Origin of the sequence: Amycolatopsis sp. Hca4 (assembly GCF_013364075.1) — a bacterium.
GTDB lineage: Bacteria > Actinomycetota > Actinomycetes > Mycobacteriales > Pseudonocardiaceae > Amycolatopsis.
Window position 1 is genome coordinate 2,462,053 of sequence record NZ_CP054925.1, and the last position, 25,671, is coordinate 2,487,723.

The 25,671-nt window shown below is 68.5% G+C and carries 28 protein-coding genes and 2 pseudogenes; 17 read left to right on the plus strand and 13 right to left on the minus strand.

Translation table 11 applies throughout. The features are described 5' to 3' along the window. Positions 1–147: 147 nt before the first annotated feature. Positions 148–1,440, plus strand: a complete 1,293-nt coding sequence (locus tag HUT10_RS10515) for a condensation domain-containing protein (protein WP_176171011.1) — start codon at positions 148–150, stop codon at positions 1,438–1,440. A gap of 347 nt (positions 1,441–1,787) precedes the next feature. Here HUT10_RS10515 and HUT10_RS10520 read toward each other — a convergent pair whose 3' ends face one another. The 3 genes from HUT10_RS10520 to HUT10_RS10530 all read right to left on the minus strand — a co-directional run bounded on the left by HUT10_RS10520 (position 1,788) and on the right by HUT10_RS10530 (position 4,165). After that, positions 1,788–2,324 (minus strand): GNAT family N-acetyltransferase, encoded by a 537-nt coding sequence (locus HUT10_RS10520; protein WP_176171012.1) that lies wholly within the window; start codon positions 2,322–2,324, stop codon positions 1,788–1,790. Positions 2,325–2,420: 96 nt separating this feature from the next. Next, entirely contained in the window at positions 2,421–2,918 is a 498-nt protein-coding gene (locus HUT10_RS10525; RefSeq protein WP_176171013.1) for an N-acetyltransferase, read from the minus strand. A gap of 23 nt (positions 2,919–2,941) precedes the next feature. Further along, on the minus strand, positions 2,942–4,165 hold the full coding sequence (locus tag HUT10_RS10530) for an MFS transporter (protein ID WP_176171014.1): 1,224 nt from the start codon (positions 4,163–4,165) through the stop codon (positions 2,942–2,944). A 78-nt stretch (positions 4,166–4,243) separates the two neighbouring features. Here HUT10_RS10530 and HUT10_RS10535 point away from each other — a divergent pair, with 78 nt between their 5' ends. Continuing rightward, on the plus strand, positions 4,244–5,227 hold the full coding sequence (locus HUT10_RS10535; protein WP_217709579.1) for a DUF5937 family protein: 984 nt from the start codon (positions 4,244–4,246) through the stop codon (positions 5,225–5,227). 458 nt (positions 5,228–5,685) lie between these two features. On the opposite strand, the gene HUT10_RS10540 is transcribed toward HUT10_RS10535, so the two are convergent. From HUT10_RS10540 to HUT10_RS10560, 5 genes and pseudogenes are all read right to left on the minus strand, one after another. Continuing rightward, positions 5,686–6,912, minus strand: coding sequence for a tetratricopeptide repeat protein (locus HUT10_RS10540; RefSeq protein WP_176171015.1), 1,227 nt, complete (start codon positions 6,910–6,912; stop codon positions 5,686–5,688). Positions 6,913–7,030: 118 nt separating this feature from the next. After that, complete coding sequence (locus tag HUT10_RS10545; protein ID WP_176171016.1) at positions 7,031–7,276, minus strand: hypothetical protein; 246 nt, start codon at positions 7,274–7,276, stop codon at positions 7,031–7,033. A gap of 97 nt (positions 7,277–7,373) precedes the next feature. Next, positions 7,374–8,257, minus strand: a pseudogene (locus HUT10_RS10550) (IS982 family transposase). A 62-nt stretch (positions 8,258–8,319) separates the two neighbouring features. Further along, positions 8,320–8,580, minus strand: coding sequence for a helix-turn-helix domain-containing protein (locus HUT10_RS10555; RefSeq protein WP_217709580.1), 261 nt, complete (start codon positions 8,578–8,580; stop codon positions 8,320–8,322). A 130-nt stretch (positions 8,581–8,710) separates the two neighbouring features. Then, a complete protein-coding gene (locus HUT10_RS10560) occupies positions 8,711–8,938 on the minus strand; it encodes a hypothetical protein (RefSeq protein WP_217709581.1) in 228 nt (75 codons plus the stop codon). 376 nt (positions 8,939–9,314) lie between these two features. Here HUT10_RS10560 and HUT10_RS10565 point away from each other — a divergent pair, with 376 nt between their 5' ends. Then, positions 9,315–9,566 (plus strand): hypothetical protein, encoded by a 252-nt coding sequence (locus HUT10_RS10565; protein WP_176171018.1) that lies wholly within the window; start codon positions 9,315–9,317, stop codon positions 9,564–9,566. Positions 9,567–9,782: 216 nt separating this feature from the next. Here the strand turns inward: HUT10_RS10565 and HUT10_RS10570 are convergent, their stop codons facing one another. From HUT10_RS10570 to HUT10_RS10580, 3 genes are read right to left on the minus strand one after another with little or no spacing between them, the layout of a single operon-like run. Then, positions 9,783–10,334, minus strand: a complete 552-nt coding sequence (locus HUT10_RS10570) for an LppA family lipoprotein (protein ID WP_176171019.1) — start codon at positions 10,332–10,334, stop codon at positions 9,783–9,785. A 13-nt stretch (positions 10,335–10,347) separates the two neighbouring features. Continuing rightward, the gene (locus HUT10_RS10575) at positions 10,348–12,045 is read right to left on the minus strand and encodes an alpha/beta hydrolase (protein WP_176171020.1); all 1,698 of its coding nucleotides are present in this window, start codon (positions 12,043–12,045) and stop codon (positions 10,348–10,350) included. Then, the gene (locus tag HUT10_RS10580; protein WP_176171021.1) at positions 12,045–12,362 is read right to left on the minus strand and encodes a hypothetical protein; all 318 of its coding nucleotides are present in this window, start codon (positions 12,360–12,362) and stop codon (positions 12,045–12,047) included. The genes HUT10_RS10575 and HUT10_RS10580 overlap by 1 nt, the downstream gene beginning before the upstream one ends. A gap of 845 nt (positions 12,363–13,207) precedes the next feature. On the opposite strand from HUT10_RS10580, the gene HUT10_RS10585 reads away from it, so the two are divergent. Together HUT10_RS10585 and cutA are read left to right on the plus strand one after the other, a co-directional pair. After that, entirely contained in the window at positions 13,208–13,465 is a 258-nt protein-coding gene (locus tag HUT10_RS10585) for a hypothetical protein (RefSeq protein ID WP_254896811.1), read from the plus strand. A 180-nt stretch (positions 13,466–13,645) separates the two neighbouring features. Beyond that, positions 13,646–13,972: a divalent-cation tolerance protein CutA gene (cutA, locus tag HUT10_RS10590; protein WP_176171022.1), complete on the plus strand. Its 327-nt coding sequence runs from the start codon at positions 13,646–13,648 to the stop codon at positions 13,970–13,972. Here cutA and HUT10_RS10595 read toward each other — a convergent pair. After that, complete coding sequence (locus tag HUT10_RS10595; protein WP_368660755.1) at positions 13,969–15,264, minus strand: helix-turn-helix domain-containing protein; 1,296 nt, start codon at positions 15,262–15,264, stop codon at positions 13,969–13,971. The genes cutA and HUT10_RS10595 overlap by 4 nt on opposite strands. Before the next feature lie 230 nt (positions 15,265–15,494). Between HUT10_RS10595 and HUT10_RS10600 the strand changes: the two genes are divergently transcribed. The 12 genes and pseudogenes from HUT10_RS10600 (at position 15,495) to HUT10_RS50840 (ending at position 25,034) form a co-directional block, all read left to right on the plus strand. Beyond that, positions 15,495–15,899, plus strand: a complete 405-nt coding sequence (locus HUT10_RS10600) for a hypothetical protein (protein ID WP_176171024.1) — start codon at positions 15,495–15,497, stop codon at positions 15,897–15,899. A gap of 23 nt (positions 15,900–15,922) precedes the next feature. Next, complete coding sequence (locus HUT10_RS10605; RefSeq protein WP_176171025.1) at positions 15,923–16,399, plus strand: hypothetical protein; 477 nt, start codon at positions 15,923–15,925, stop codon at positions 16,397–16,399. Positions 16,400–16,908: 509 nt separating this feature from the next. Continuing rightward, positions 16,909–17,373: a hypothetical protein gene (locus HUT10_RS10610; RefSeq protein ID WP_176171026.1), complete on the plus strand. Its 465-nt coding sequence runs from the start codon at positions 16,909–16,911 to the stop codon at positions 17,371–17,373. Beyond that, positions 17,370–18,380, plus strand: coding sequence for an SAM-dependent methyltransferase (locus tag HUT10_RS10615; protein WP_176171027.1), 1,011 nt, complete (start codon positions 17,370–17,372; stop codon positions 18,378–18,380). Before HUT10_RS10610 ends, HUT10_RS10615 begins: the two co-directional genes overlap by 4 nt. Before the next feature lie 298 nt (positions 18,381–18,678). Then, positions 18,679–19,674 (plus strand): trypsin-like serine protease, encoded by a 996-nt coding sequence (locus HUT10_RS10620; RefSeq protein WP_176171028.1) that lies wholly within the window; start codon positions 18,679–18,681, stop codon positions 19,672–19,674. Between the two features lie 634 nt (positions 19,675–20,308). After that, complete coding sequence (locus tag HUT10_RS10625; RefSeq protein ID WP_176171029.1) at positions 20,309–21,550, plus strand: tetratricopeptide repeat protein; 1,242 nt, start codon at positions 20,309–20,311, stop codon at positions 21,548–21,550. Between the two features lie 139 nt (positions 21,551–21,689). Further along, the gene (locus tag HUT10_RS10630) at positions 21,690–21,965 is read left to right on the plus strand and encodes a hypothetical protein (protein ID WP_176171030.1); all 276 of its coding nucleotides are present in this window, start codon (positions 21,690–21,692) and stop codon (positions 21,963–21,965) included. After that, the gene (locus HUT10_RS10635) at positions 21,965–22,345 is read left to right on the plus strand and encodes a hypothetical protein (RefSeq protein ID WP_176171031.1); all 381 of its coding nucleotides are present in this window, start codon (positions 21,965–21,967) and stop codon (positions 22,343–22,345) included. Before HUT10_RS10630 ends, HUT10_RS10635 begins: the two co-directional genes overlap by 1 nt. Before the next feature lie 453 nt (positions 22,346–22,798). Then, a complete protein-coding gene (locus tag HUT10_RS10640; protein ID WP_176171032.1) occupies positions 22,799–23,092 on the plus strand; it encodes a hypothetical protein in 294 nt (97 codons plus the stop codon). Then, positions 23,092–23,664 (plus strand): hypothetical protein, encoded by a 573-nt coding sequence (locus HUT10_RS10645; protein WP_176171033.1) that lies wholly within the window; start codon positions 23,092–23,094, stop codon positions 23,662–23,664. The genes HUT10_RS10640 and HUT10_RS10645 overlap by 1 nt, the downstream gene beginning before the upstream one ends. Before the next feature lie 80 nt (positions 23,665–23,744). Then, positions 23,745–24,528, plus strand: a pseudogene (locus HUT10_RS50835) (alpha/beta hydrolase). After that, positions 24,525–25,034: a hypothetical protein gene (locus tag HUT10_RS50840; protein WP_254896812.1), complete on the plus strand. Its 510-nt coding sequence runs from the start codon at positions 24,525–24,527 to the stop codon at positions 25,032–25,034. The pseudogene HUT10_RS50835 and the gene HUT10_RS50840 overlap by 4 nt, the downstream one beginning before the upstream one ends. Here the strand turns inward: HUT10_RS50840 and HUT10_RS10655 are convergent. Next, on the minus strand, positions 25,031–25,372 hold the full coding sequence (locus HUT10_RS10655; RefSeq protein ID WP_176171035.1) for a hypothetical protein: 342 nt from the start codon (positions 25,370–25,372) through the stop codon (positions 25,031–25,033). The genes HUT10_RS50840 and HUT10_RS10655 overlap by 4 nt on opposite strands. Positions 25,373–25,671: the final 299 nt, after the last annotated feature.

Sequence of the window (25,671 nt, forward strand, 5' to 3'; positions counted from 1 at the left end):
CGACCGATGAACTTCACCGGCATTTCACCTGCAAACCAACTTCACGCACACTCGGTGGCAAAGTCACCGATACTGTTGCTAAGCTGCCGAGACGGGGGCTTCAGAGACGATCTTTTTGATCTTTCCACGTCAGATGGAGGACCGAAAATGGCGGCCGAATTACCGTCACGCGCCACCGTCTACCGGGCCACACCACCGCAACGCCGGTTGATCACAATGCGGCACACACCCGGCGGCGTCCCGACCCAAATCGTAGCCGTACACCTGCTGCTACGAGGGCCGTTGGACATCGATCGCCTTCGTAGCGCACTTACGGAACTCGTCCGCAGGCATCCCATCCTGCGAACCAACTACGCGATGCTCGACGACGAGGAAGTACTGGCCATCGTGCACGAAAACGAAGGCCCCGACGTGTTCCAAGTAGCGCCACCCAGCGGGCTTTCCGATGAAACAGCCATCCACGAGCACGCGGCTCAGGCATTCGAAGATCTTTCCCGGAATTTTCTCGCCCCGAACCGGCACTCGATTCTCCAAGCAGCCCTGCTCCCCCACCGCGAAAACCTGCACAGTCTGCTCTTCGCGGTCGACCACGTCGCGATCGACGAGCGCTCACGGGTCATCCTCCAGCGCGAACTGGCCGCCTTGTACGCGCAGCGGCCCGAGGAACTCGGCGAGGTGCACCCCTTCGACCCGGATTCCGTGCGCACCTCGTTCCCGAGCATCGACGAGACGCCGGCTCTGCGCCGGCTCCTCACCCCCCTGCCGCCCCGGCTCCTCGCCAATCCGGCGCCGGAAAGCGACCCGGACGCCTTCCGGCCGCTGACTGCCGCACAGCCGCTTGCCCGGACGACCTCGAGCCGCCTGGACGAGACGGCACGGCGCCTGCGCTGCTCCCGGTTCGTCCTGCACCTGGCGGCGGTGATGTGGGCCCTCAAGCAGTTCACCCGGACCGACGACGTCAGCGTCGTGACGCCGATCGACACCCGGCAGCGAGCCGAAGACTTCCGCACGGTCGGCTACTACCAGAACCTGGCACTCCTGCGCTCCCGAGCACCAAGCGCGGCGGGCCTCGCTCACACGGTCCGCGAGTGCCGCTCGATCATGCGCGACACCTTCCACCTGCGGGATTACCCCATCGCGTCCCTGGTCACCCACGCCGCAGTCCAGCGTGCCGGAAAACATTATCGAAACCCGCTCTACCAGGTGGTCCTGATTCACTCGACGGAAGACGCTGGGCAAAGCTGGGCCCTCGAGGGACTGGAGGTGAAATCGATGGAGATCGAGCGCACACAAGCCGCCAACGAGCTGCGCATCCACGTCACGGACCATCCGGACGGCGCCGAGTTGCTTCTGGTCGGCGCGGCAGGTGCATTCGAGCAAAGAGGACTCGACCGGCTGCTCGAACTCTGGCAGGAGGCGGAAAGCGCCCTCACCAGCTAGCTGTATGAGGCCGTGACGTTGGTGACTCCGGTGTGGAGCCGGGACGCTGGCGGCTGGTTTCCGGCGGCTGTAACGCGCGGGCCGATCACCTCGACCTATGCGCAAGGTATCCGCCGATGCGAGCAGGCAGCGTCGATTGGCTGGCGCGACATCGGCCCGGCTGTACCGCAGTAGGTCGGCTGCCACGAGTCCAGAGCTCCGATCTGGCGCAATGGACGCCCCTACCATGATCCTACTGTCACGTCGCCGACCGGCATTCGACAGTGCCACCGACCCTGTGCAGCAACGTCCGTGGACTCCCCCGCGTGCCGCCGATCGGGAACACGACTGGCGAGTCGCCGGCCGTGCTACAGCAGCCTGGCCATGACCAAGGAGGCTCCGTGGGCCGCGTCCAGCTGCTCACGCCCGGTTGCGGTGAATCCGAGCTTCTCCAGCACGCGGCGGGAGGCGGTGTTCCACTCCCACACCGTGGCCCGCAAACGTCCGTACCCGGCCGACCTGGCCCAGTCCAAAACAGCCATCGCGGCTTCGGTCGCATAGCCACGCCCCCAGGTCCGGCGCAGCAGCTCGAACGCCAGCTCGAGTTCTCCCGCGTGACCCCGCCCGCGGTCGATCAGCCCGCAGTAGCCGATGACGTCGCCGGCGGCCTTCCGCTCGATCGCGAGCAACCCGGCCGACGATGACCAGCCGGCGCGAATCGCCTCCTCGAGCTCGGCAACGGTCGGATGCCCACCAGCATCGATCCGCCGATGTGGCGGCACCCGCGGATCACGCTCGGCCCACAGCGCGCGCTGCACGGCAGCCTCGGTCACCCGCCACGGTCGGAGCAGTAACCGACCGGTCTCGAGCACGACCTCAGGTCCTGCGATCCCTCCAGATGTCATGGAAAACAATCTCCTACGCGCCAACGCCCGGTCGTGCCGACGAGCGAGCGTCAGCGGGCGAAACGCTGTCCGACCGCCGTTACCGCTTGGGGCGTGTCACGAGGTCGGCGGCAGCGCGAGCCAGTCCTGCCAGGTGATGTCACGGCCCAGGAAGCGGGGCCGTTGGAAGGGCCAGTCCGCGGCGATCCACTGTGGCACCAGCGCATCGAGCGCACGCTCCGCGTCACTGCCGACGAGGTCGTCGACCACCCACCAGGACACCTCGCCGTCGGAACCGGTGCGCTCGGGCGGGTCGATGTACACGCAGCCGAGGATCGCGGTCTCCTCGTCGTCCAGCAGCGCATAGTTGAACGACTGGTGCGCGGCTATCTCCTTCTCGTGCCGCAGCAGGTCGAGGCGGTCCTCTTCGTAGGTCATCGTTTCCCTGGGCCAAGACCAGGCCGGGCCGAAGATCCCCCACAGGCGCTCCCGGGAGCCCATCACGGCGGGGTAGTCCAGAGCGGTGTCCGCCTCACGGATCGGCCGCAGGTGAAGCCCGGTGCCGGGCACGGGCGTGTGTATGGGGTGGACGAAGTCGTCGGGCAGCCAGCTCACAGCTGCCGAGGTTACACAATCGATCACCGTGGCTGCCGCGCGATCGTCCGCACCAGAAGCACCAGAACCAGGAACATCCCGGTGCCGGCGAGGACAAAGGTGGCGCGGGCACCGACCATGCCAACGAGGAAACTGCCCAGCACGGAGGCGGAAGCCGCTCCCAGCTGGGCGGCGGTGCCGATGGTGCCGAACACGCGGCCGAGGAACGGGCGGGGCACAAGGTCCTGCACGACGGTGTCGTATGCGATGTTCTCCACGGCGTTGCCGGCGCCCGCCACCAGCTGCGCCGCGACGACCACCGCGAGAAGCGAAGCCAGTCCGGTGACGACCATGCCGGCGCCAGTGGCCACGACCGCGAGGACGAGCAGGACGATCGGCCTGTGCCCGCGAGCCAGCCGGGAACAGGCCAGCGAGGCCAGGACCATCCCGGCGCCGAACGCGCCGGCTGCGACGCCGTACCCGGCCGGACCGGCGTGGATCGCGTCGCCGGTGAAGAAGACCAGTGCGACGTTGTCCACCGCGGCGAAGGCGACGAGCGGGAAGAGGCCGAGAACCAGCAGCAAGATCTGCCGATTCGCCACGACGTACCGCACCCCTCCACCCGCTTCGGCCCACACTCCCGTGATTGCACCAGGGGCCCGGGCCGGCACGATGGCCGGGAGCCCGCGCAGCAGCAACGCCGACGCCAGAAACGTGGCTGCGTCGACGGCCAGCGCGGTGTGGGCACCACCAGGAGCTGCTCCCAGCAGGCCACCCAAGCCCGGACCGGCTGTGAGCGTCAGGGTTCGGCCCAGGCCGAAGAGCGCGTTGGCCGGCGCGCGGTCGGCCGCGTCGACCAGGACCGGAACCAAGCTGCGACCGGCCGGGTTCCGGATGGTCGCCAGGATCCCGAGGACCGCCACGAGCGCGGTCAGTACCGGCAGGGACGGCAGCGTGCTCGCGGTCAACCCGATCACCAGCGCCGAGGCCAGTTCGCACCGCACCATCAACCGGCGTGCCGGGACCCGGTCGGCGAGGACGCCGGCCAGCGGTCCGCCGAGCCGGGGCAGCGCGTTCGCCACCAGCAGCAGCCCCATCCCAGCGGGGCCGTCTCGCGGGGCGACGAGCAGGACGAGAGCGGTCGTGGTGATCCCGTCACCGACGAACGACACCGCTCGTGACGCGCACAACGACCGGAACGCGGGGTTGCCTGCAAGGAGGCGGGCCCTGGACACCGGAGTCGCGGACGTCGGCGATGGTTCGGCCATGACCGTGAGGGTGCGGCAACCGGGCCGGTGGTCGCCGGGATTCGGTGCGAGCCGAATCCGCGGGTAGCATTTTGCGAAATGACGCTTGTGCTGAGGTTCGGACGCGCGGACGCTGCCCGGTGCCGGTTCGCGATCTCCCCGCTGCAGGAAACGATGTCGGCCCTCCTGGTGCTCAAGGCGCCGGGCCGCCACGGCTGGTACCTGCCGTGGCTGCGCGATGTCTGGCCCGACCTCGCCCGGCTCGATCTGGGACTGCTGTACGCGGCCGCCCCGAGCAACGGGTACGGACCGGATTTCCTGTGGCCGAGCCCGACCAGCCCGCTCACCACCATCGACGACGACCTCGCTCAGGTCCGGGCCACCGACCCCGCCACCGTCGCCGCCGAACTCGCCGAGCACACTCGCCGCCACGCCCTGCGCGACGATCTTCGCCGAATCCTCACCGGCGACCCCGTCCTCGCCAGGGACACCTTGGCCAACCAGCAGCAACTGGCCTGGCAGGCGCTGGTCGAGCCGCTGTGGGACCGGATCCGCGGCCTGCTCGACGCCGACATCGCGACCCGGGCTCGACAGCTGGCCGACGGCGGTCTGGAGGGACTGTTCGCCGGCCTGCACCGCCGAGCGATCTGGAAGAACGAAGAGCTGCACCTCACGGGCTTCCGGCACGGCACGGTGGATCTGCGCGGCCGCGGCCTCGTTCTCGTGCCCACGGCCTTCGGGTGGCCGAACCTGGGGATCGGACCCACCGACGACACCTCTGACCCTCCTCCCGCGCTGGTCTACCCGATGCTCGGCACGGCGCAACTGTGGGAACCGGCCACCCGATCACCCGCTGTCGGGCGGCTCCTCGGCACTGGACGCGCATCCGTGCTGGCCGAGACGGTCGTCCCGAGCACCACCGGCAGCGTGGCCCATCGAGTCGGCCTTGCTCCGGCAACGGTCTCCGAGCACCTCACGGTGCTTCGCCAGGCCGGACTGGTCACCACCGCCCGGCGCGGCCGTGAAGTGCTGTACCGCCAGACACCGCTCGCCACGGCACTCCTCCGCTCCGAACCGTGGTGACTGACCCGACGGTGGCCGCCCACGTGGCCGGGCAGTGACCTGGCGTCGCGCGCGTTTGCTGGGGCTGACCGGACCCCCACCTTTGATCAATCTCGGGTACAACCGAACGCACGCTCATGCCGCTGATCGGTCGTTCGTCAACACGCCCTCGAGGCAGATGAACCCGTCCGACAGACTGGCCGTCATGAACCAACCGCTCACGAGTTCACGCGGTTGCGAGACATCATCGAGCGGCTGTTCCCCGACACCGCGCCCTTCCTGCCCGGCGCGCCCGGCCACGACCTCGATCGGCTAGCCACCGAAACCAGCCTCACCCTCCCGGAGGACCTCTGCGCCCTGCTCCGCGCCTCGGCTGGTCATTCTTTCGGCCTAATGCAGCCCCACGTAGTCAGTCATGTTCCAGCGACGTGTGGTGGCGTACGCACAAGGCCCTGGCAGCTCGCCGGCCCTACGGCGGGTCATGTCGACAGCAACCTCCGAACGCGAGCGGCGTCGGCATCGCGGCCCTGGTCTTGGTACATCTGCAGTGCTTCCCGCCACGTCGCGCGCGCGAGTTCGTGCCGGCCGAGGGCGGCGTGCGGGTGGCCGAGCCGATCCAGGCTGTTGACGGCCTCGGTCGTGTTGCCGAGGGCGAGGTGCCGGCTGACGGCCTGGTCGTAGTAGGCGATCGCCGAGTGGTAGTCGCCGGTGTGGTGGGCGATGTAGCCGAGGCTGTCCAGGGCCTTCGCCTCACCGATGGGGTTGCGGTGGCGCCGGTGCTGGGCCAATGCGGTCAGGCAGTCGCGGCGCGCACTGCCGTAGCGGCCCAGTTGCGCCGCGAGCCAGCCCGTCGCGTTGAGCGCGAACGCTTCCAGCACCGGCTGGTCCAGATCGCGGAACAGCTCCCGGGCGCGGACGGCGTGCTCCAGTGCCCGTCGGCTGTCTCCTCGCTGTTCCCACGCCCACGCCAGATTCCGATGGCCCTGGGCCTGCCGGTCCAGGGCGCGGTGGTGCTCGGCCAGGTCCAGGGCGCGCTGCATGTGCTCGATCCCTTCCCCGGGGCTCCCCAGTGCGGTGCAGGCGTGACCGAGGTGCTGCTGCGCATCGATGCGGGCGATGAAGTCGGGCAGCTGCCCAGCGGCGTCCAGCGCCGCCTCCCACACCCGAAGCCGGTCGATGCGGTGGCCCCGACGGTAGTGGAACGTGTCGAGTGTCCAGGCCAGTTGCCACACCGCGGCATGCCACCCCTTGCCTGCGGCGGCGTGGTGGGCCGCCAGCAGCGTGGGGTGCTCGGTCTCCAGCCACGTCATCGCGATCGATGCGTCGGACAACGGCGGCGGGTGCACGCCGGGAGCGGGCGGCCCGAGCCGGATGGGCGGGCGGTGCGGGTCCAGGAGGCGGTCGGCGGCATACGCGACGTGCAGCTGGAAGTCGATCACCCGCCGCAGCGCCGCCTCCCGGGTGTCCCCGGTTTCGCGCCAGTGGTCCGGATCCGTGGCGAACAGGCGGATCAGGTCGTGCATCCGGTAGCGGCCGGGAATGTGCTGCTGAACCAGGGACGCGTTCTCCAGCTCCCGCAACACCAGCCGCGTCCTGCTGTAGGAGTTCTCGTCACCGAAGTGCGGCTCCGGCCAGAGGTTGCGCAGGTCCTTCGGGGCACCGCCCAGCTCGAGCGGGAGGAAGTGATCCTCCTCGTAGTCGGACATGTTCGTGTCGGTGTAGCCGTAGTCGATGGTGATGCAGGTAGCGCTCGACGGGTCGCGGAACTCGCCGACGCCGACCGGCGTGGCGCGGCGCTGTGGCCGCTGGCTTGCCGCTGCCCGGTCAGCCCACCAGCGCGCGCAGGTTGACAGTCAGGGCAAACGGTGAAGTCACGCTCAGCGCCCGCTCGTCGGCTCCGTCGACCACGTAGCTCTGGGTGCGCGGGTCCAGCACGTGTCGGATGACGCGCTGCGGTGCGGAGCCCTCGCCGCTTTCGACGCGCCGGCACACATCCTCCGGCAGCGCCTCGTAGTCCGACACCGTGATGCCCTCGGGTGAGAGCTGCAGCCATTCCGGCAACACCGTCATAGCCGCACCACCCGTCAACACTCCGCCGTCATCCATCGACTTCAAATCGTACTATCACCCGCAGTGACAGCAACTAGACGAGTAATGCGTAACTCGGTTAGTGGTCGTAGGCGGTCAGGGATCGGGTGATGGGTTGGCCGGTGGCGCGGTTGTGCCAGATGACCGCAGTAAGAGCCAGGAGGCGTTGGGCGACGCGGACACCGACGCCCTCGATGGTGCGTCCACCGTGCTGTTCCAGATTTAGCTGGCCTTTGAGGGTGTCGTTGACCGACTCGATGAGCTGGCGGATGAACTTGAGCAGCGGCTCACCGGGATGAGGACGGCGGTTGCGGTAGGACGGCCGGACTCCGCGTTCGGCCAGGAAGCGGTCCAGTTCGCGGGAGACGTAGCCCTTGTCGGCGATGATCAGCAGGCCGGGGCGGTCGGTGAGCAGGCGGGGTTCGTGGTCGCAGATGGCCATGAGCACCTGCCGTTCGTCGACCTTCGGGTCGGCCAGGGCCCAGGCGACCGGGAGCCCGGCCGGGGTGCAGACCAGATGCAGACGTAAGCCCCAGAACCAGCGCGAGTGTGAGCGGCAAAGCCGTACTTGGCCCACCCGGCCAGCTCCGAACGTTTCACGGTGGGCCGGGACCGGCCGCATTCGACCGGGGTGGAGTCAACGATCCAGGCGGTGTCGGTCCATAGGTCGGTGTCGGCTGCGAGCAGCCTCATGACCTGCTTGACCAGTGGCAATGCGGTGCGCAGGCGGCGGTTGTAGCCGGACTGGCCGGGCAGGTAGCGGAACGCACCGGGCATCCGGACGGGCAGGAACCGTAGCCAGCGGGCCTCGGAGGCGAACCCCAGCAACGCCTGGGCCACAGCCAGGGTGACCAGCTCCGCGTCGGTCAGCTTCGGTGGTCTCCCCATCCGCCGCCTGCCGGTGAGGTGGTCGTCGATCTTGACGTAGAGTGCGGTCAGAAGGGTGTTCAGGTCTGTCGTCACAAACGGATCTTGGACACCCTTCGCCCGTCTCCGGTCACCACCCAGACTTACGCATTACTCGTCTAGTTGTTGCGGCACAGGCGGTCATCCAGCAAATCAGCGGCGTGCATGTCCAGCGCGAGGGCGAGGCGCCACAGGGTCTCCAGGGAGATGTTGCCGCCGTGTTCCGCTCTGCTGATGTTTCCGCGATCCACGCCGCTGAGCGCGGCTAGCTCGCCCTGAGTCAGATCCGCCCGCCGGCGGGCAGCACGCAAACGCAAGCCCATCGCCGCGAGGTGCTGCTCTAGCTTGTGATCGGGCGGCCCGTCATAGCTCTGGTTCATCGCCCGAGGACCTTACCGGGCGGGCGATCGACCCCTCACTTTGTCGAACATCTTGCACAAAATGTCGAAGATAACCTACATTAGTGCAGGTGACACCTTCGCCACCTGCAGTTGCATCAACGTTGCTGAGTCACTGGCTCGGCATCAGCCACCATGCCGAGGCCGCGGTCCGCTGGCCGCGGCTACAGAATCCTGCCGCGCTGGCATCGACGTGCGCACCGGTGGCCGCCTCATCGGTCCCGGTCGCGTCGTCGCAGTCCTCGACGGACACGACATCGTCGACCTCCTTGTCGAAGGTCCCCGCGCCCCGGGTCACCGGCAGTCCGCTGGAGACCTTCCGACTCACGGTCTTGATCATCAGCTCGATTGACGTCACCCCGCCTCCTTCCCCCAACCCGGGCTTCTACACGGCGACGCGCCTGTGCGGGCAAGTCAGCGGGCGGGGCAGCGGCCGGGACGCTCGACGGTCGGCGTTCCAGCGCGGGTGATCCGCGAGTACGCCGGAGCTGAAGCCGCGAAACCACCACCGCGTTGGCGTGTCGACGCGGTCCGTGGCGTTATGTCCAAGCTGCGGGACGCGCCTTCCGGCCCCGATCCGTGGTATCTGACCGCGATGTGATGCGGCGTCTCCTTGAAGCTGGCGCCGTTTACCGAATGAGAAGCCTCACCGATCTGGCCAATCAACGAGCCGGACGCAACGACGCTGAAATTCGCCAGATCAGAACAGGATTGAGATGGAATCTGACGACGACAACCGGCAACCTGAAGTCGGCGAAGATACGTCTGATGCGATCTCTGAGCGGCTCGCAGGCGTGGCCGACGACTTGGCGGCAACGGCGGCCGGGTTACGCCGCGCCGTCGATGAAGGCACAGTGCCTCCCAGCACCATGGTGCTGGTGGTCCGCCTTGAAAACGTTGTCGCTCGCACGCGTCGGCCGGGCCAACCGACGGCACCCGAGTCGAAGGACCAAGACGAGAATGCCTGAATGGTTCCACTCAAATGCCGCTACGAACACAACCAACCCGGCTCAATGATCCACGTCGATGTCACCAAGTTCGGCAACATTCCCGACAGGGCTCATCATGCCCGTCTCAAAATGTAGTAGGCCTGTCACTCCAGGGCATCGCGTCAGGCTGGAAAAACCGCGGGAGGCACGCGTGACCAGGACAAACGTAATACGGGCGGTTCTGTACGACCCGAGCTACTTCTTGACCAGATGGCAGCCCGTGGTCAACGACAGGACCGTGTTCTTGCTCGTCCCGATCGACAGTTGCGCGCCGATTTGGTCGGTGAGGTTGAGTTCGGCGTCTCCGGCCTGGTTGGCATCCAGCGCCACGGTGGTGAACCCGTGCCCGCCGGCAACCTCCCGGATAGCCTGTTTCACCTGGTCCCACTGAGGAAGCAGCGATGCCGGCGCGTACCAGCGGGGCAGGAACTTCTTGCTGGCTTCCTGCTCGGTTAACGCCGGGAACTGCGGCGCGCAGCCGCTGAACTCAGCCGAACCAGGTTCTTCGGTCCACCCCGTGACACCAAAGTCCCTGCTGAGACGCTCGCGCAGCGTCGTGCGCAGCTTCTCGTAGCCGGCGATCGCCTCGTCCAGCGTCGGCCTGGCCGCCAGCTGCGCCTGCTGCTGTTGCTTCGACATCGAGGGTCCCGTCGGTTGAGGATCAAGATACTCGTGGCCGTCGCCGCACCCGGTCAGCACCACAACAGTCGCCAGCGCCGCGGCCAGCGGCCATGCTCGTGACAACACGTGATCAACTTTCCTAGTGAGCGGGGACCGTCAGCTGCGGCTTGCCGGCCACAATCGCGGCGATGTTGTGCTTGCTGGTGCTGTCGACCCCTTCCGGGGTCGTGCGGGTGTACTCGCTGTGCCCGTGCGAAGCCGCGAGCGGCGTGCCGTCGGGCCCGGTCGCCGCGTCCGCCGACAACTGGGTCATGCCGTCCATCGCGTACGGGGCCGCGCCGTACCGCCAGGTCTCCGGCACCCACTGGGCGACTGGGTCGCCGGCAGCGGTGATGTTGTAGGCGTGTCCCTGCGGCACCTTCAGATCGGCGGCGGTGTTGTCGATCCCGAAGTGGTCAGCCACGCCTGGGGAGCCGAACACCACCGCGTCGTCCACGCCGGTGCCGCCGTGAGTGAGGCTGATCCCGGTCACGATTGATCCCTGGGAATGCCCGAGCGCGGTGAAATGCGGATCCGTGGTGCGGGAGGCGTTGATGCCCTGGTCGAACTTGGCGAGCTTGTCCCCGCCGACATCAGCGTTCTCCCCGGTGGCCAGCCCCAGCAGGGAGCCGTTGTCGTCGAAAGAGGACGGTTCGTAGCCGATCCAGGTGACGGTGGCGACGTTCGACATGTCCCCGGCGCGGCGCAGCATGTCTTCGGCGCTGTGGCGGACGCCTTGCATGTCGTTGACGTAGCCGTTCATGTTGGCGTCCACCGTGGAGTTCATGCCCGGGGTGAATACCGCGACATGCTGCGCGGTGTCTACGTCCCCGTTAGCGATCGCCGCTTTCGGATGGTCTCCGGTCATATCCAGCGACATCAGTTGCCGGTTGGTGTTGAGGCTGCCGTCGGGGTTGTGCATCATCCCGGTGATCGAGTCGAGCGCTTTGAGCCGCTGCTCGAGGCGGGCGATCTCGTCAGAGTCGCCGTCCTCTCGCTTCAGGCGATCGAGTTCGGCGGCGAAGCTGCGTTTCTCCTGCTGCAGCAGGTTCAGGTTGGCTTTGCTGCGGTCGGAGGCCTTCACCCCGTCCCGGTTGCCGACCCAGTCGGGGTGCTGCGCGATCAGCTGCTGCCGCTCCTTATCCGACAGCGCCGCCCACCACGCCGCGTTCATCGACGGGTCCGCATCCACCGCTGGCGGAGGCATGATCGAGGGGAACGCGATGGCGGCTCCGGCGTTGCCGGCCGCGGCCAGGCTCGTGTGCTCGTTGTCGTTCGCGGTGGCGTCGATCACCTGACCGGCCTGGATGAGGCCCAGCACCGAGCACAGTTCTTCATCGACATTGATCGCCTGCCGCACGACTTCCTCGACCCGGTCCTTCAATTCCTCCGCGACCCGGTGACGTTCCTCAGCGACCAATTCCCGCTGCTCCTCCGGCACCTCGGGCGCGCCATTGTCCACGACCGCGCCGTCACCCGCGATGGTGAAGTGGTTGGCGGCGGCGATCGCCTGCGCTTCCTTCACCCCGTTCTGCACCCCGGTGATCGCGTCTCCGGTGTCCCCGGCCGCGCGGCGCAGCGCGGCGATGTCCGCCGCGTACTCCTCCAAGCCGTCGATGATCTGGTTGACCTCACCTGCAGCAGCGCTGGCAGCATCGCCGTGCCAGCCCTGGGGGGTGTTGATGTCCCGTAAATCGTCCGAGCAGGCGACCAGCTTGTTGTAGGCGGCGTTGATCGCACCGACCGCGTCCTGCAGCACCGCCGGGTTCCAGCGGACCGCATCGCCCCACGTGACCATCAGCTCGCCTTCACCGGCCCCTGACCGCGGGTGGACAAGTCCTCGGCCGCGGCCGCTTCCTGCGCGGCATAACGATCAGCAGCCGCGGCCATGTTCGCGGCGTGGGTGTCCAGCCGGACCTCAAAACCTTGCTCGCGCTGCACCAGGGCGTGCTTGACCTGCGCCATCGCCAGCGCGGCCCGCGACCCCGGCATCCCCAGATCACCAGCCGGCACGGCCGCCGCGCAATTGGCACCGCGAAGTCCCTGCCCCACCTCGGCCGCAGCCCTGCCCGTGCCGCGGATCTTGTCGATCACCACCTGGTAACCCGAGCTCACAACGCCTCCCCGTCGCTGGTAATCCCCCGGTCACCCTACGACAGCCTGGCGGTGCCTTCAACATGTCACAACACCCGTGAACAGGAAAAACAGCACGTCAGGCCGATCTACCCACGCAGCATAGGTGGATCTACTCACGCTCCGGGGGCTCCCCGGGCTGGCTGGCCGCAGCGTCACCTCGGCCCTCCAAACGTGCGCGTGCGCGTGCGGCAGCCTGCTCGAGCCGGACGATCAAACCCTGGCCACTCGCCGGCGCGGTGCCATCAGCAACCCCCTGCCGCAAGATGCCAACGGCCGGCTCCAGCTCGCCAACGGCCTCGGCGAGGTTCCCTCGCGTTCGTCAACCGGGCGTCGCGCCCGCGGCCGCCACCCTCATCGCTAATGTTCATACGTGCCGTCTCCGGATTCCCGGAGAACGGGTCGACCTCGAGGTCGGCCAGCGGCTCAAGGCCTTTGCGCGTTAACCGGCGTGGTCGAGCGGGCTCGCCGCCGCGTCCGGGCATCCGCCGGTTCCGCTGGTCGCGGGGACGGGGGTCGTCGCCGACGACGGCGCACGCGAGGACGTGGCCGCGATCGCCGCTGCGGCGCAGGCCGCGTCGCACCCCGCCGAACTGCACCAAGGCGCTAACGTCGACGGTCTGCAACCCGACGTCGCGGCGGCCGTCGCGCTGTGGCTGCCGGCGGAGCCGAGCCTCGACATCACCCGTCTCCTGGCTAACCTCGGTGCGCGGCCCCGCGCCGCAACGCCCGTTGGTACGACTCGCCGGCCACGGAGGTGACGCCGGAGCAAGTTACGACCCGGCTGGGCTGCGCGGACGGACGGTGGTGACCTGCAGCTCGGGTCGATGGGCCACGACGCCGACGCCGCCGAGCGCGCCGGCCGCGCGCTGGTCCGGATCTACGGCCTGCTCGGGCCGGACGCTTTGTGCACCCCGCAGCTGGACGGCGGTCCCGGACCGGCCGAGCGCGTGCAGCTCGTCCCTAGGGGCGAACCTCGACGCACGATGCTCGAGGACTGGCCGTGGCCGGGACGCCTGCCTGCCCCGTCGCCGGCGCTCGGTGTTGTGCCGAGCCGTCTCGCCGAGCACGCCTGCGACGGCTGAGTCGTGTCATGCACCTTATACCCGCGCCGGCCGAGGTACTCGCGCAGCAGGCGGGTGGTCGTGGTCTTGCCGACGCCGGCCGGGCCATCGATGGTGACGAACAGTCCGCGGCTCCATCGCCTCACGCGGCCGCCTTCCGGTCGCGTGTCCACCAACGCGATCCATCTCTAGGCTGATTGTATGGCTGCTCACCTACTTGTGACCACGACTACTCCCGACCGCGCGTCCGGCGCGAAGATCGCCGGATCGGCGGTGGCCGCGCGCCTGGCCGCAACCGCGCAGGTCAACGGCCCTGTAGCGTCGTTCTTCTGGCACCTCGGCGAGCAGGGCGAAGGCGAAGAGTGGAACGTGACGTTTAAGACCACCGACGCCCGCTACGCCGAACTCGAAGCGCACATCGTCGAGCAGCACCCATGGGACAAACCCGAGGTGACCGCCGTCGAGCTTGTGCGCGGCTCCGCCGGCTACCTGCAATGGGTCGAGGAGTCGACGAGCGCCGAGGCTTAGGAACCCAGCTTGGTCAGCAGCTCGCCTACTGCTGGCGTCGACCGGTACCGCGTCAGCTGACGGGCCACGGCCTGGATACGGACTGCTGGGCGTACCGAGCTGACTCCCGCGGCCAGTTCGTGAGCGCGCGTCAGAGTCGCAGCGGCCTGTTCGACCTCGTGGGCGTGCAGGTAGGACGTGGCGAGCCACGTAAGGTAGAGCGCCTTGTCCCGCGCGTGCGTTTCGTCGAACCCGGACAGCACGCGCTCCAGCACCGGCACTGCCCGCAGCGGACGGCGGAGCTCAGTCCAGCACCGGCCGGCCATTATGTCGATCTCGACTTCGTTGACCCAGAACACCCAGTCTGGATCGGGCCGGTCGTCCCGAACCTGCAGAGCTTCACGGGCCATATTGAGCGCCCGGTCGGCCTCCTGCGGTTCGCGCGCCGTTGCGTGGGCCCAAGCCTTCCGCTCGAGCAGCAACGCACTCACCTTCGGCGTTGCCATCGGCCGAGCGACCTCGCACGAGTCGGTCGCCAGCGCTGTCCCGCTCTGGGCTGTGGTGGTCTGCTGGTATGCAGCGTAGGCCAACGCATTCCCAGCGAGGTCAAGCGCTCCGGCCTCCTCGGCGGCTATCCGGCTGTCGGTGTAGAACCGCTGGGCGAGTGCATTCTGGCCGTGGTCGAAGGCTGCCCAGCCTGCCTGCTGCTGTTGCTCGGCCAGCAAGGCCTGCAGCTGGTGGCCGATGTCGATCGAGTAGTTGGATTTGCGGAGCAGCTGCTGCGTGAAATCGACTTCGGCGGAGTACACCGGAAAGGTTTCAGCACCGCCTACGATATTGTCGAGGCGGCGGAGGCGAGCTGTCCGGCGGCGCAGCTGGTCGACATCAGATTGCCCGATCTGGCGCGCACTCAGCTGGTCAGTGCGGGCCAGAGGAATCGCCAGGGCGGCCATTGCTCCGATGAACTCGCGCCGCTGCACTACCTCTCCCGTCTTCGCCTTCCGCCGTTTCGCGCGGGTCACCGCGACCGCTCGCCGAATCTCCTGTACGTCGGCTCCGAAGCCCGCAGCGATGTGCTTCTGCCAAAACGGCGTTGGTAACCGTCTCTCGGACTCCCAACGCGACACCTCATTCCGAGTGACAGCACGCCCCGACAGCTCGGACAGCACCGCAGCGAGGCTCGCCTGGGAACGACCAGCGTCCTCGCGCTGGCTTCGGAGCAGTGCGCCGATTCCTAGCTGCTCCACTCGTACTCCTCGCGGTTCGTGCCCTGCCAGGTGGCCATCATCGCTCTGGCCACCTGTTCTGGCCACCCCCTGCGAATGGCCACCGTTTTGGGCTCCTCCTACCAGGCATTATCACTCATAACGTCGACCAGCGTGACGGCACGTGACACAAGAGTCGGCGATTACTCATCCTTCCCGGATGTGCAGCTCAACCCCGCCTATTCGGCTCGCAAGCCTTGTCGAGTTGACATCCGAAGCGCTAGCTCCCCGCGCGCGGCACGCCTCGTGATCGGCTCCGCTCCGCGGATGTGGACGCCGTGAAGTCCTGGTGGTCGCGGCGACGCGCGCGACGACACCTTGCCATCGTCCGTGCACGTCAGGCGTTGGCCGACCTGCCCGACATCGACTGGCACAACCCCGAGTCCGAAGGGAAGGCACGCCAGAAGCTCCACGACGTCGCAGCCGCGATCGACGACGCGCTGAGGGCGGTTCGCGCGAGCTCGGACGAGGCGCGCGCGTTGAAGTACGCCCAGGCGTGGATCACGGCGTGGCTGCGGGGCTGGGAAGACCCGAACCTTATCCCGTCAACCCACGCCGCCTCGATGTACCAGCGCCTCGTGGACGCCATGCACACAGCCTCTCTCCGGCTGGAACCAGGCGGGCACCCCGATCCGCCGCCTGACCGTGACGAACCGCCAACTACATCGCTGGAACACCGATGACTAACGCCCAACAGCGACCACCCGTGCCCGACAAGCCAGGCACACCGCCGATCACGCTGCTCGCTCTGATCACCGACGCCTACACCGACGCGCTGATGCGACTGGCCTACGCCGAGCGGGACCGGCACGACTGGACCGCCTACCGCAAGCTCGGCCACGACCTGATCGGGGTCGGAGCACGGGTCATCATGCACGCCTACGCCCGTCGCGAGGCGGCCACCGACGACCCGCGCGCCGCGGCCGAGGAAGCAGTCCGGGAGCTACGCACCACGCTGCGCCTCGCCGAGCAGGTGACGGTCAACCCGGTCAGCGCGGACTCCGTCGCCCGGGAAGTCGAAGCGTTCGCCGAGGACTGCGCACAGGCCGCCGGGCAGCTGTACCGCATCTCCGCCGGGCTGTCCCCGGCAGCGATCGCCGAGATCAACCCGCTCGGCCCCGACCACGACACCGTCACCGACGCCGCGGAGCGCGCCGAGCACCCGGGCGGTGGACCCCGGTGAGCAACACAGGCAGCATGCCCGCTGACGGGCACCACCGTGCCGGGCGCTCGGCTTCCGCATCCAGCCGGCCGACCGCGACGGTCCTGCGCTCGCCCTCCACCAACCACCCCCGCATCCACGCCCTCCACACCGACACGTTCGACGCCACCGGCGTCTGCGCCCCCGCATGCGGATCCGCCGACACCCACCGCGACGTCATCGCCGCCGCACAGTCACGCACCCCGCGGTACCGCCCCACCTCCGCCTACGTGACCTGCGGAAAACCCCAATGCAGCCGCCTGGACGCCGGCACCGACACAGGCACCGACGACCCCGAAGGCCGGGAGGCGCCATGCCAGTGACCGACGGCGCGAGACCCGAAACCTACTGGTGGACCACCGTCCGCACGCGGCCGCTGCACGACTATCTCGACGCGCAGACCCCCACCGCGCGCCTACGGCACTGGCCGACCCGCGACCCCGACTCGCCTCACGCCATCCATCCCCTCCAACACGCTCTGGACGATCCTGATGAGCACGACCGACACCGGCGAACTAGCCCGCGCCGTGGGCGCAGAACTGCAACGACAGCGCGAGAACCGCGGCTGGTCCCGCCCGGCGATCGCTGCGTGGTCCCAAGGCCGGGTCACACCCCGTGCCCTCGCCACCTGGGAGAAAGCCACCCGCTCCATGTCTCTGCGCCAGCTCGGCGCCGCCGCCCTGCTCTACCAGCTGCGCCCCTCCGAACTGCTGGCCCACGCTGAACGACGCATCGCCTTCAACCCTGACCTGACCGTGGACATCGCCGCCTTGGCCGCCACCCACCACGACGCGCTCCACCCCGCAGCCCGCTGGGCCCAGCACCTGCTCAACGTCGGCGAACCACCATTTCGCAGCCTCAACCTCAACGACCTCGCAGTCCTGGCCGACCGCTGCCATCTGACCATTGCGCACCTGGCCATCCTGCTGACCGCCGAAGCTCCGGTACACCCATGACACCAACGAACACCACACCAGACACCCCCACCACCTACACGCCCGATCAGGCAGCGTGGTGGTGGCGGGCGTGCGGCACCGACCAGGACCGGATCAACCTTGCCTACCTCTACGAGGCCGTGCGCGAAGCCAGAAACAGCGACAACTATCCCGTCCCGTGCATCAAATTCGCGCACCACAACGAATACGCCGCCGCACGACGGCTCAACGCCCGGATCCCGAATGCCGGATTCGTATTCCGGTCCGAGCGGGCGTTCCTCGACCGCGCAGCCGCCTACCTCGTTGCCCGGCAAAACGTCAGTGCCATCGTGGTCGCCGGTGCGGGCCTGCCCCACATCGACGACCAGGACGACCTGCACTCCATCATCCGCCGCAGTGAAGTCAGCACCCACAACCGCCGACAGAACAGCGCACGCGCGAGCGTGATCTACGTCGAACGCGACCCGCTGACGCTGGCCCACCTGCGCACGGTCGCCGATGTCGACAACGGCGTTCACGCAGTCCAGGCCGACCCCTGGGATCCCACCGCGATGTGGAACACCCTCTACAACACAGCCCGCGAAAACCCGGGCCTGGTCTCTCCCGAACACGACCGGGTGGCGCTCCTGCTCGGCCCGATGTTGTCCTACCACGGCGGAAGCCGCACCGATGTCGCCCAGCTGGTGCAAGCCCACCTCGCTCGGCTCTCCGCCGGCGCCTTCCTCGCCATGACCCATCTGTTCCTGCCCGACCACCCCGACCTCGCCGCCCAAGCCCTCGAGTTCGAAGACGCCCTGCGGTTTCACGGCCCCGGCACGGGGAGTCTCGCCACCCACGAACAAATCGAAGCGATGATCGCCGGCACCGCGCTGCTGCCACCCGGGATAGGCCCGGCGTTCGCCTGGTATCCCGACGGGCCGCCCGCGGACCCGCCGGTGTGCGGCAACTTCGCCGCCGCAGTCCTGGTCCAGAAGCCCGGTTCGGACAGCAGCCTGCCGGAACCTCCCTGGCGCCCGGACAGAACCTGACTTCCCGACCGTCCGTACCCCCGACTGCGGACGGTCAGGAAGCCGGAACCAGTGCCGTCACACGAAGCACGCCCCCCGCTCGACGGCACCGGGACCGGACGACCGGTCACCCCGGGGTGGCCAGTCATCTCGTGCCACCGGGAGTCAAGAGACCGGCTCCCCGGGTGCACGGGAGATCCGTGGCGCCTGGCGGCACACACCCAGTCCTCGTGTGCCGCCAGGTGTCCACTGCGCACCCGTCGTGTCGCACATCCGCGACCACGGCGACAACCTCAACCGTGAGAGGAACTTCCTGCTCGTGCGTTTCAGAAAAGCCATCGCCGTAGCGCTGGCGTTGCTGCCGATGCTGGCCGGTGTTTCCGCCGCGACCGCCGCGGCGCCGCCGCCGACCGACATCGTCTCCCCGCAGATCGTCGGCGGCGAACCGGCAACAGTCGCTTACGCCGGCGCCGGGTCACTGCAGCTGCTCGACCACGGCGACCCGGACTGGCACTCCTGCGGCCTCACCCTCCTCGCTGAGGGCTACACCGAGACCGGCGTCCCCGCCTCGGTGGCCCTCACCCAGGCGCACTGCGTGACCAACCAGCCGCCGCCCTCCGTGCAGGCGCGCATGCCTGCCCAGGTCAAAGCCCGGTTCGAGTCCTTCCGTGCCGCCGCGGGCGAGCCGGACATCGACCGTGGCGACCCGGCGATCTACCACGCCCGGTTCGGTTCGACCAACCGCCTCCACGGCGGCCTCGTGCGCCGCGCGGACAAGATCGATGTCCCGCAAGAGTGGGAGTGGGGCTATCCCGACACCCAGGGCTGGATCTGGGACAAGGCCCTGATCCGCCTCATCGGCCACCTCGGCGGCATCCGCCCCGCCCGCATCGCCCCCGCACAGCTTCACCAGTCCGCACGGTCGATCGGCTGGGGCACCCGCAACGCCGACCCCGCCACCTGGAGCGGCCCGGCCCCGGCCGACCTGGCCCAGCTCGACATCCCGCTGCTGCCAAGCAAGAACTGCGCCGCAGGCGGAATCGGCGCCGACGAGCTCTGCGGCGGCGTCCCGCCCACCGGCGGCGGCGCCTGCTCCGGTGACTCCGGCTCCGGACTGCTGCAGAAGCACGGACCGACCTGGTACCTGATCGGGACCGTCTCCCGCGGCGCCACCCCCTACTGCGGCGCCTCACCCACCATTTACAACGACATCGCCGCCTACGCGCCGTGGATCAGCCACCACGTCCGCCAGCTGCTGCCCAGCACACCCCAGGTCACCACACACACCGCACCGGCCGCCGCACCCACCACCTGACCCCCACCCCCGGGGCGGTGTGGCCGCGGCGCACCCCGACGCCGCGGCCACGCCGCCCCATCCCGCAGTCCCGGCCATCGCGGAACGCGCGACCAGCCAAAGCGACTGGCTCGACAGTGCCACCACCCACATCGACCAGCCCGAGCCCCGCCCACCCGCGCCGGCTCCCCCTGACCATCGCCCGGGCCGCGCCAAGAACGCGGTACCGGTGTTGACCCCACCGACGGGCCGGACCACAGCGTCCTCACCCGCCTACTGCCGGCCATGGCTGTCCCCGCCCCATCAGCCACGCTCTCGAAACGACGCCGTCCATGGACTTCCTGCTGACCCTGCTGATCTGCTCGCCCTACCCGGCGGTGGGGCTCCACGTCGCCCGCAGCGAGCTGCGCGCCGCCCGCACAAGACCGGCGTCCGCGCCACTGGCCTACCGTCAACTGCGAACCCGGACGTGGCTCTACGCCGCGGCGATGGTCCCGCTGTGGCCGGTCGTCGAACTCCTTCCCACCCCGCGCTCAGCGGGCCACAGCTCACCCCCGACACCCCGCTCCAGCGCTCGCTGCGCGCACCCACCACACCGGAGCCTTACCGCATCGCGCCGCGCGTCGACCTGCGGGGACGTCCGGCGGTGGCGCCGGTGAGCATCACCTACGCACACCTGCCCGCACCGATTCAGCAGGTCTACGAACTGATCGCCGACCACCCCGGGCCCGACACCACCGCACTCCCGATCGCAGCCGCCCTCGGCATCAGCGAACCCGACGCCACCACCGCGCTGCAGCGCCTGCACGCCGCCCGCCTGCTCGACCAGCACTCCCCCGGCGACCGCTACACGCTCGCACCCCGGGCCCGCCAGCACGCCGCCCACCGACGCGCCCACGTACCCGGCCCGGCCCGGTCCGCGCAGAACACCCGCCTCATCGACTGGTACGCCGCCACCGCCAGCGCCGCGATCCCGCTCATCGCCCACGACGCGCTCCGCTTCAGCGCACCGGCCACGCACGAGACCGCGCCACACGACCATGGAGACGGGTGCCGCGCGCTGCACTGGTACACCTGGGAACACCGCGTTCTGCGCAACACCCTCACCGCCGCCGTGGATCAGGGGCGCGTCGACATCGCCGTCGAGCTCGCCGAAGCCACCTGGCACCTAGCCCGCACCACCTACCACCACGACGACGTGGCCCACGCCCAGCACGCCGGCCACACCCTCACCCACTACACCCGGCAACCGATCGCTGCGGTGTTCCGCGCCCGCGAAGCATCGGCCCTGGCCGACCTCCGCCACCTTGACGAGGCAGCCGACGCTGCGGCCGCCGCGGCCACCCTCACCCAGGACATCGCCGAGCCGAGCATTCGCGCCCTGGTCTACTCCCACAGCGGCCGTGTCCACCTCGCCGCCGGCCGCCCTGACGAGGCACTGCACGAGCTCACCACCGCCCTGCGCCACTACCGCAGCGTCGTCGACGACCACGGCCACGCCCTCACCCAACGCCGCATCGGCCAAACCCACCTGGCCCTCGGCCACCCCGCCGACGCCATCCGCTTCCTCGACACCGCCGCCGGCGCGCTCACCCGATCGGGACACCGGATCAGCGCGGCACGAGCACTGACCTACCTGGCCGACGCCCTCACCACCGACCGACAGCCGAGGGCGGCGTTGGCGGCCGTGGGCCGCGCTCATGCCCTGCTGGGCCACACCGCCGCCCCGCGCTACCGGGCCGGCATCGACCTGGCGGCCGCCCGCGCCCGCCTCGCAATGGCCGACACCAGCGTGACCCGCCGCATCACCGAAGACCTCATCCAGCGGCTCAGCCACGCCGGCCCCGGCGCTGCCGGGGACCTCGCTGCTGCCAACGAACTGCACAAGCAACTCTGACCCACCACATCATCTGGAGTACATTGTGGAACTTCCCTGTCACGCCGATCGCACATCGCGAAGGCAGTCACTGCCAACGACAACTGACGATCAGCCTCGCCGTCGGAGCAGACGTCCGGCTGGCGTACCGGGTCACATCATGACCATCGTGGTCACCGCGGTCCCGGAAACGCTGTCGGCTGCGCAGCGTGACATGAACACCCGCAACCCCGGACCAGACACCGAACTAGTGGAGATGATCGAGTTTCACCGGTACAACGCGGAAATGTTCCGGCTGGCCGGTGAACGCCTGCGAGAGCAGGGCCAGACCGAAGAGGACGACTGGACCGGCTGGTGCCTCACACTCCAGACCAACGCGGTGCAGAAGTACACCCATCTCCTTCGCTCAGGCACCGCCCGAGCAGAGCAGCACTGATGCGTGTGAACGACACCGACCAGCGGCACGCTCCCGGCAGACGGACACTCCGACGCCCTGAGGATGTGCCGGCCGACGAGGCAGCCGAACTGAAACGCCGGTACCTCGCCGGCGCCACCCTCAACGCTCTGCTGGCCGACTTCGACGGCAGCTACCGGACACTGCGTACCGTCCTGCAACGACAAGGCGTCATCTTCCGGGCACCGCAACCGATAACACCGTCCGCGCCGCCGGGAATGGTCGAGACCTACCACAGCGGCAAATCGATCCAGGACACCGGGAAAGCCTTCGGACTCGGCCGGGACATCACCAAACGCATGCTGCTCGAAGCCGGCGTCGAGCTGCGTGGTCGGGGCCGGCCTCCAAGGCAACCGCAGTAACGACGTCCACCTCAGTCCCCCTGACCACCTCTTCACACACCGAAAGAAGCTGCCATGCAACCACCGTCGCACTCCCCCGACCCCACGCCCAGCTCTGACCTCGCCCCAGGCGACATCTCCGCAACGATCGCCTCAGCAGCGGACCGAGTACGCGCAGCCGCCCGAGCCGGCACCGCCCCACCAGCCTCCGCAGCTCAGCTCGCCGAGCTGCTCGACGCAGCCGCCGCCACGCTCAACACAGAACCCGCTGCGCCTCCAGACAGCCCATCAGACGAGGCCGACCGGATGGGGGAACCGCCCAGCTGAGTGCTTCTACTCAACCTGATCTAGGTAGAGGCCCCTGACCTGCCTTTACTGACCTCCCGGGTGACCCCGCGGCGTTGAAGCCGTCCACAAATGTCCCGTAGTGTGATTTGGCGACTACGCGGAGGGAACACAGTGGGATTCCGGACGGTGCCTGACGCGCTCCGAGCCGCCGGGCGAGCCATTGCCGACGCGCTCAGCCAGCTGCGCAGCGCCGACTGCGCCCAACCCGTCACCGGACTGGCCGACGCCCTCCCCGGCGGCCAAGCAGCGCCGGCCGCAGCCTCGTTCGGGGCGAGCTGGAGCATGACGTTCCGCAGCTGGTGCAGCGACGCCGAACGCCACGGCAGCGACCTGGGCCTGGCCGCGGACCGCTACGAAGCCAGCGACCAGGGTGCCGCCACCGCGACCACCGACGCCGGCCGACTGCACGGACCACGCTGATGGTCGCGCTCTCCGACGTCAAACGGTGGAACGCCGCGCAACTCGACGAGATCTTCCAGACCGTGCAGCAACGACTCCACATCCTCACCCAATCAGGTGACGATTTCAGCAAAATCATGCCCGTTGACGGCTGGTCCGGCCCGGCCGCCGACACCGCCAGCTCAGCCCACCACAGCCTCCTCACCCGGATCGACAAGCTGGCGGCCGGAGCCAGCGTCGTCGCCAAAGCGATCGGCCAAGCCGCCGACGCCATCACCGGCGTCCAGCACGCCATCACCAACGCCGAAGCCCTCGCCGCCAAATACGGCTACCGCATCGCCGAGGACGGCACCCTCATCGCACCTTCCCCGCGGACCACGCGCCACCGGACATCCACCCCGAGGACCGCGCCCGAATCCGCACCCAGGTCGCCGACGCAGTCACCCAGGCCCTGCGCACCGCCGACGACATCGACGCCATGGACGGCATTCCCGCCGACATCCGCGACAAAGCCAACCGCGTCGTGTTCACCCAGCAGTACGACGACCTCAAACGCCAACGCGACGACCTGCAGCACCGGATGGACAGCCTGAACCAAAGCGACCCCACCCAGCAGAACGAGTACTTCGACCTCGAGCGGCAACGCGACCGCCTCAACAGCACACTGACCGGGATGGACCAGATCAACGACCGCCTCACCAACCCCCTGCCCGGCCAACCCCACGCCTACCTGCTCGGCATCAACCCCCAGAACTCCGGCCAGGCCGTCATCGCCATCGGCAACCCCGACACCGCCGTCAACGTCGCCACCTACGTCCCCGGCACCACCGCCGGCATCAACGACGGCATGGCCACCGACATCAACCGCTCCGACGCCATGGTCCAAGCAGCCCAACGCGCAGGCTCACCCTCAACCTCGGTCATCACCTGGGCCGGCTACGACGCCCCGCAAACCCCTCGTCGACGCCGCCAGCACCAGCTACGCCGACCACGCCGAAACCTCACTCCGCCGCTTCCAAGACGGCCTCGGCGCCACCCACCAGACCGGCAAGGTCAACACCACGATCATCGGGCACAGCTACGGCACCACCGTCGTCGGACAAACCGCCCGAGACCTCGGACTCCCCGCCGACAACCTCGTCATGGTCGCCAGCCCCGGCGTCGGCGTCCAACGCGCAGGCGACCTGCGCCTCGACGGCATCCCACCCGACCAAGTCGGCCAGCACCTCTACTCCACCAAAGCACCCACCGACCCGATCCCCGCCCTGACCAACTTCGACAATCCCGCCGCCGACACGATCGACCCCCTCGGCCCCGACCCGACAACAGCATGGTTCGGCGGACAAACCTTCCAGTCCGAATCGACCAACCCGCTGACCTCACACGGCGACTACTGGCTCCCGCGCTCCGACTCGCTCAGGTCAATGGGCAACGTTATCGCCGGAGGCCGACCATGAACACCAGGATCCGGACAACCATCACGCGCGCCCTCGCAGCCGCAGCAGCGACGGCGCTGCTGTTCACGGTGTCGGCGTGCGGAGAGCAGGGAAACATGGAAAAGACCGCCTCACTCGCCGAGGTCCAAGCCAACGCGGACAAGATGGTCAAGGACGCAGCCGGCGCAGTCTTCCCCAGCGGATTTGACTTGACCGACCAGGGACCCCAGCCCCTGCAGTGCAACGACTCCACCGACAGGCCCACCGGCAAAGTCCTGACAAGCGTCAACTACTGGGTCGACGGGATCGACACCGCAGCCAACACCACCTACTTCGACAAGCTGAAAACGTGGTTCGCGGCCAACGGCTGGCACGTGGAAACCGACAAACGCCCCCACGACCTCTTCCTCAACGCCTCACGCGACGACTACCTCATGAGCCTGGAAGCATCCTCTGCCGGCCGCCTCAACATCGGCGCCAGCACACCATGCGTCTGGCGTGACGGCACACCACCAACCAGCCACTAGACCCTGCCCTCAAAGCAGGTGGTGCGGCCTGATGTGATCTTGGTTTGTGGTGCATAGGGTACAAGCAGATCGATGAGCAGTGGCAGGTGGTCGAACCGCTGATGCCCGGTGTTGGGGACGAAGAAGCGCCCACGGGCCGCTGACCGCCGGGTGATCGTCGGGATGCCATTCAAGAGCATGACCGGAGCGGCCAGGCGGTACGAGCCGTGGAAGACGGTCCACAGCCAGTTCTGACGCTGATCACACATCGCTACCTCGTCTGCACCGGTGACGCAGTCGCAGGTACGGACCCAGGCGATCGACGAACTTGACCCGGAAGTCTCGGCCGACTTCAGCATCGTGCGCCGACGGAGACCTCCACCTGCGGAGCTTCAGTCGGACGTCGAAGTTCTGCTAACGGCAGCGCCGATTGAACGACGATGAAGAACCTCCCGACGCGCCGGGTGTAACAGCTGGGCGTGGTGCAGCGTTTCATAACCAGACTGGGTCCATCTCACCGTTACGAACAGTATCCGAACACCAACTTCCCGACCGGGTGACATCGCTATGCCAATCAGCGCCGCTGCGCCCTGGCCCGCGGCCGCCCTGTGGTCCATTACGGCCGGATCGCCACAGAAACGGCAGTTCTCACATGGTG

Bases quoted from the DNA above. Each gene is read 5' to 3' on its own strand.
- HUT10_RS10635 (WP_176171031.1), top strand. From the start codon at position 21,965: ATGCGTGTGAACGACACCGACCAGCGGCACGCTCCCGGCAGACGGACA.
- HUT10_RS10530 (WP_176171014.1), bottom strand. From the start codon at position 4,165: ATGGCCGAACCATCGCCGACGTCCGCGACTCCGGTGTCCAGGGCCCGC.
- HUT10_RS10540 (WP_176171015.1), bottom strand. From the start codon at position 6,912: ATGTCCGACTACGAGGAGGATCACTTCCTCCCGCTCGAGCTGGGCGGT.
- HUT10_RS10555 (WP_217709580.1), bottom strand. From the start codon at position 8,580: ATGAACCAGAGCTATGACGGGCCGCCCGATCACAAGCTAGAGCAGCAC.
- HUT10_RS10610 (WP_176171026.1), top strand. From the start codon at position 16,909: ATGAGCACGACCGACACCGGCGAACTAGCCCGCGCCGTGGGCGCAGAA.
- HUT10_RS10655 (WP_176171035.1), bottom strand. From the start codon at position 25,372: ATGCTGAAGTCGGCCGAGACTTCCGGGTCAAGTTCGTCGATCGCCTGG.
- HUT10_RS10645 (WP_176171033.1), top strand. From the start codon at position 23,092: ATGGTCGCGCTCTCCGACGTCAAACGGTGGAACGCCGCGCAACTCGAC.
- cutA (WP_176171022.1), top strand. From the start codon at position 13,646: ATGGCTGCTCACCTACTTGTGACCACGACTACTCCCGACCGCGCGTCC.
- HUT10_RS10515 (WP_176171011.1), top strand. From the start codon at position 148: ATGGCGGCCGAATTACCGTCACGCGCCACCGTCTACCGGGCCACACCA.
- HUT10_RS10630 (WP_176171030.1), top strand. From the start codon at position 21,690: ATGACCATCGTGGTCACCGCGGTCCCGGAAACGCTGTCGGCTGCGCAG.
- HUT10_RS10560 (WP_217709581.1), bottom strand. From the start codon at position 8,938: ATGATCAAGACCGTGAGTCGGAAGGTCTCCAGCGGACTGCCGGTGACC.
- HUT10_RS10575 (WP_176171020.1), bottom strand. From the start codon at position 12,045: ATGGTCACGTGGGGCGATGCGGTCCGCTGGAACCCGGCGGTGCTGCAG.
- HUT10_RS10615 (WP_176171027.1), top strand. From the start codon at position 17,370: ATGACACCAACGAACACCACACCAGACACCCCCACCACCTACACGCCC.
- HUT10_RS10545 (WP_176171016.1), bottom strand. From the start codon at position 7,276: ATGACGGTGTTGCCGGAATGGCTGCAGCTCTCACCCGAGGGCATCACG.
- HUT10_RS10535 (WP_217709579.1), top strand. From the start codon at position 4,244: ATGACGCTTGTGCTGAGGTTCGGACGCGCGGACGCTGCCCGGTGCCGG.
- HUT10_RS10565 (WP_176171018.1), top strand. From the start codon at position 9,315: ATGGAATCTGACGACGACAACCGGCAACCTGAAGTCGGCGAAGATACG.
- HUT10_RS10520 (WP_176171012.1), bottom strand. From the start codon at position 2,324: ATGACATCTGGAGGGATCGCAGGACCTGAGGTCGTGCTCGAGACCGGT.
- HUT10_RS50840 (WP_254896812.1), top strand. From the start codon at position 24,525: ATGAACACCAGGATCCGGACAACCATCACGCGCGCCCTCGCAGCCGCA.
- HUT10_RS10585 (WP_254896811.1), top strand. From the start codon at position 13,208: ATGGGCCACGACGCCGACGCCGCCGAGCGCGCCGGCCGCGCGCTGGTC.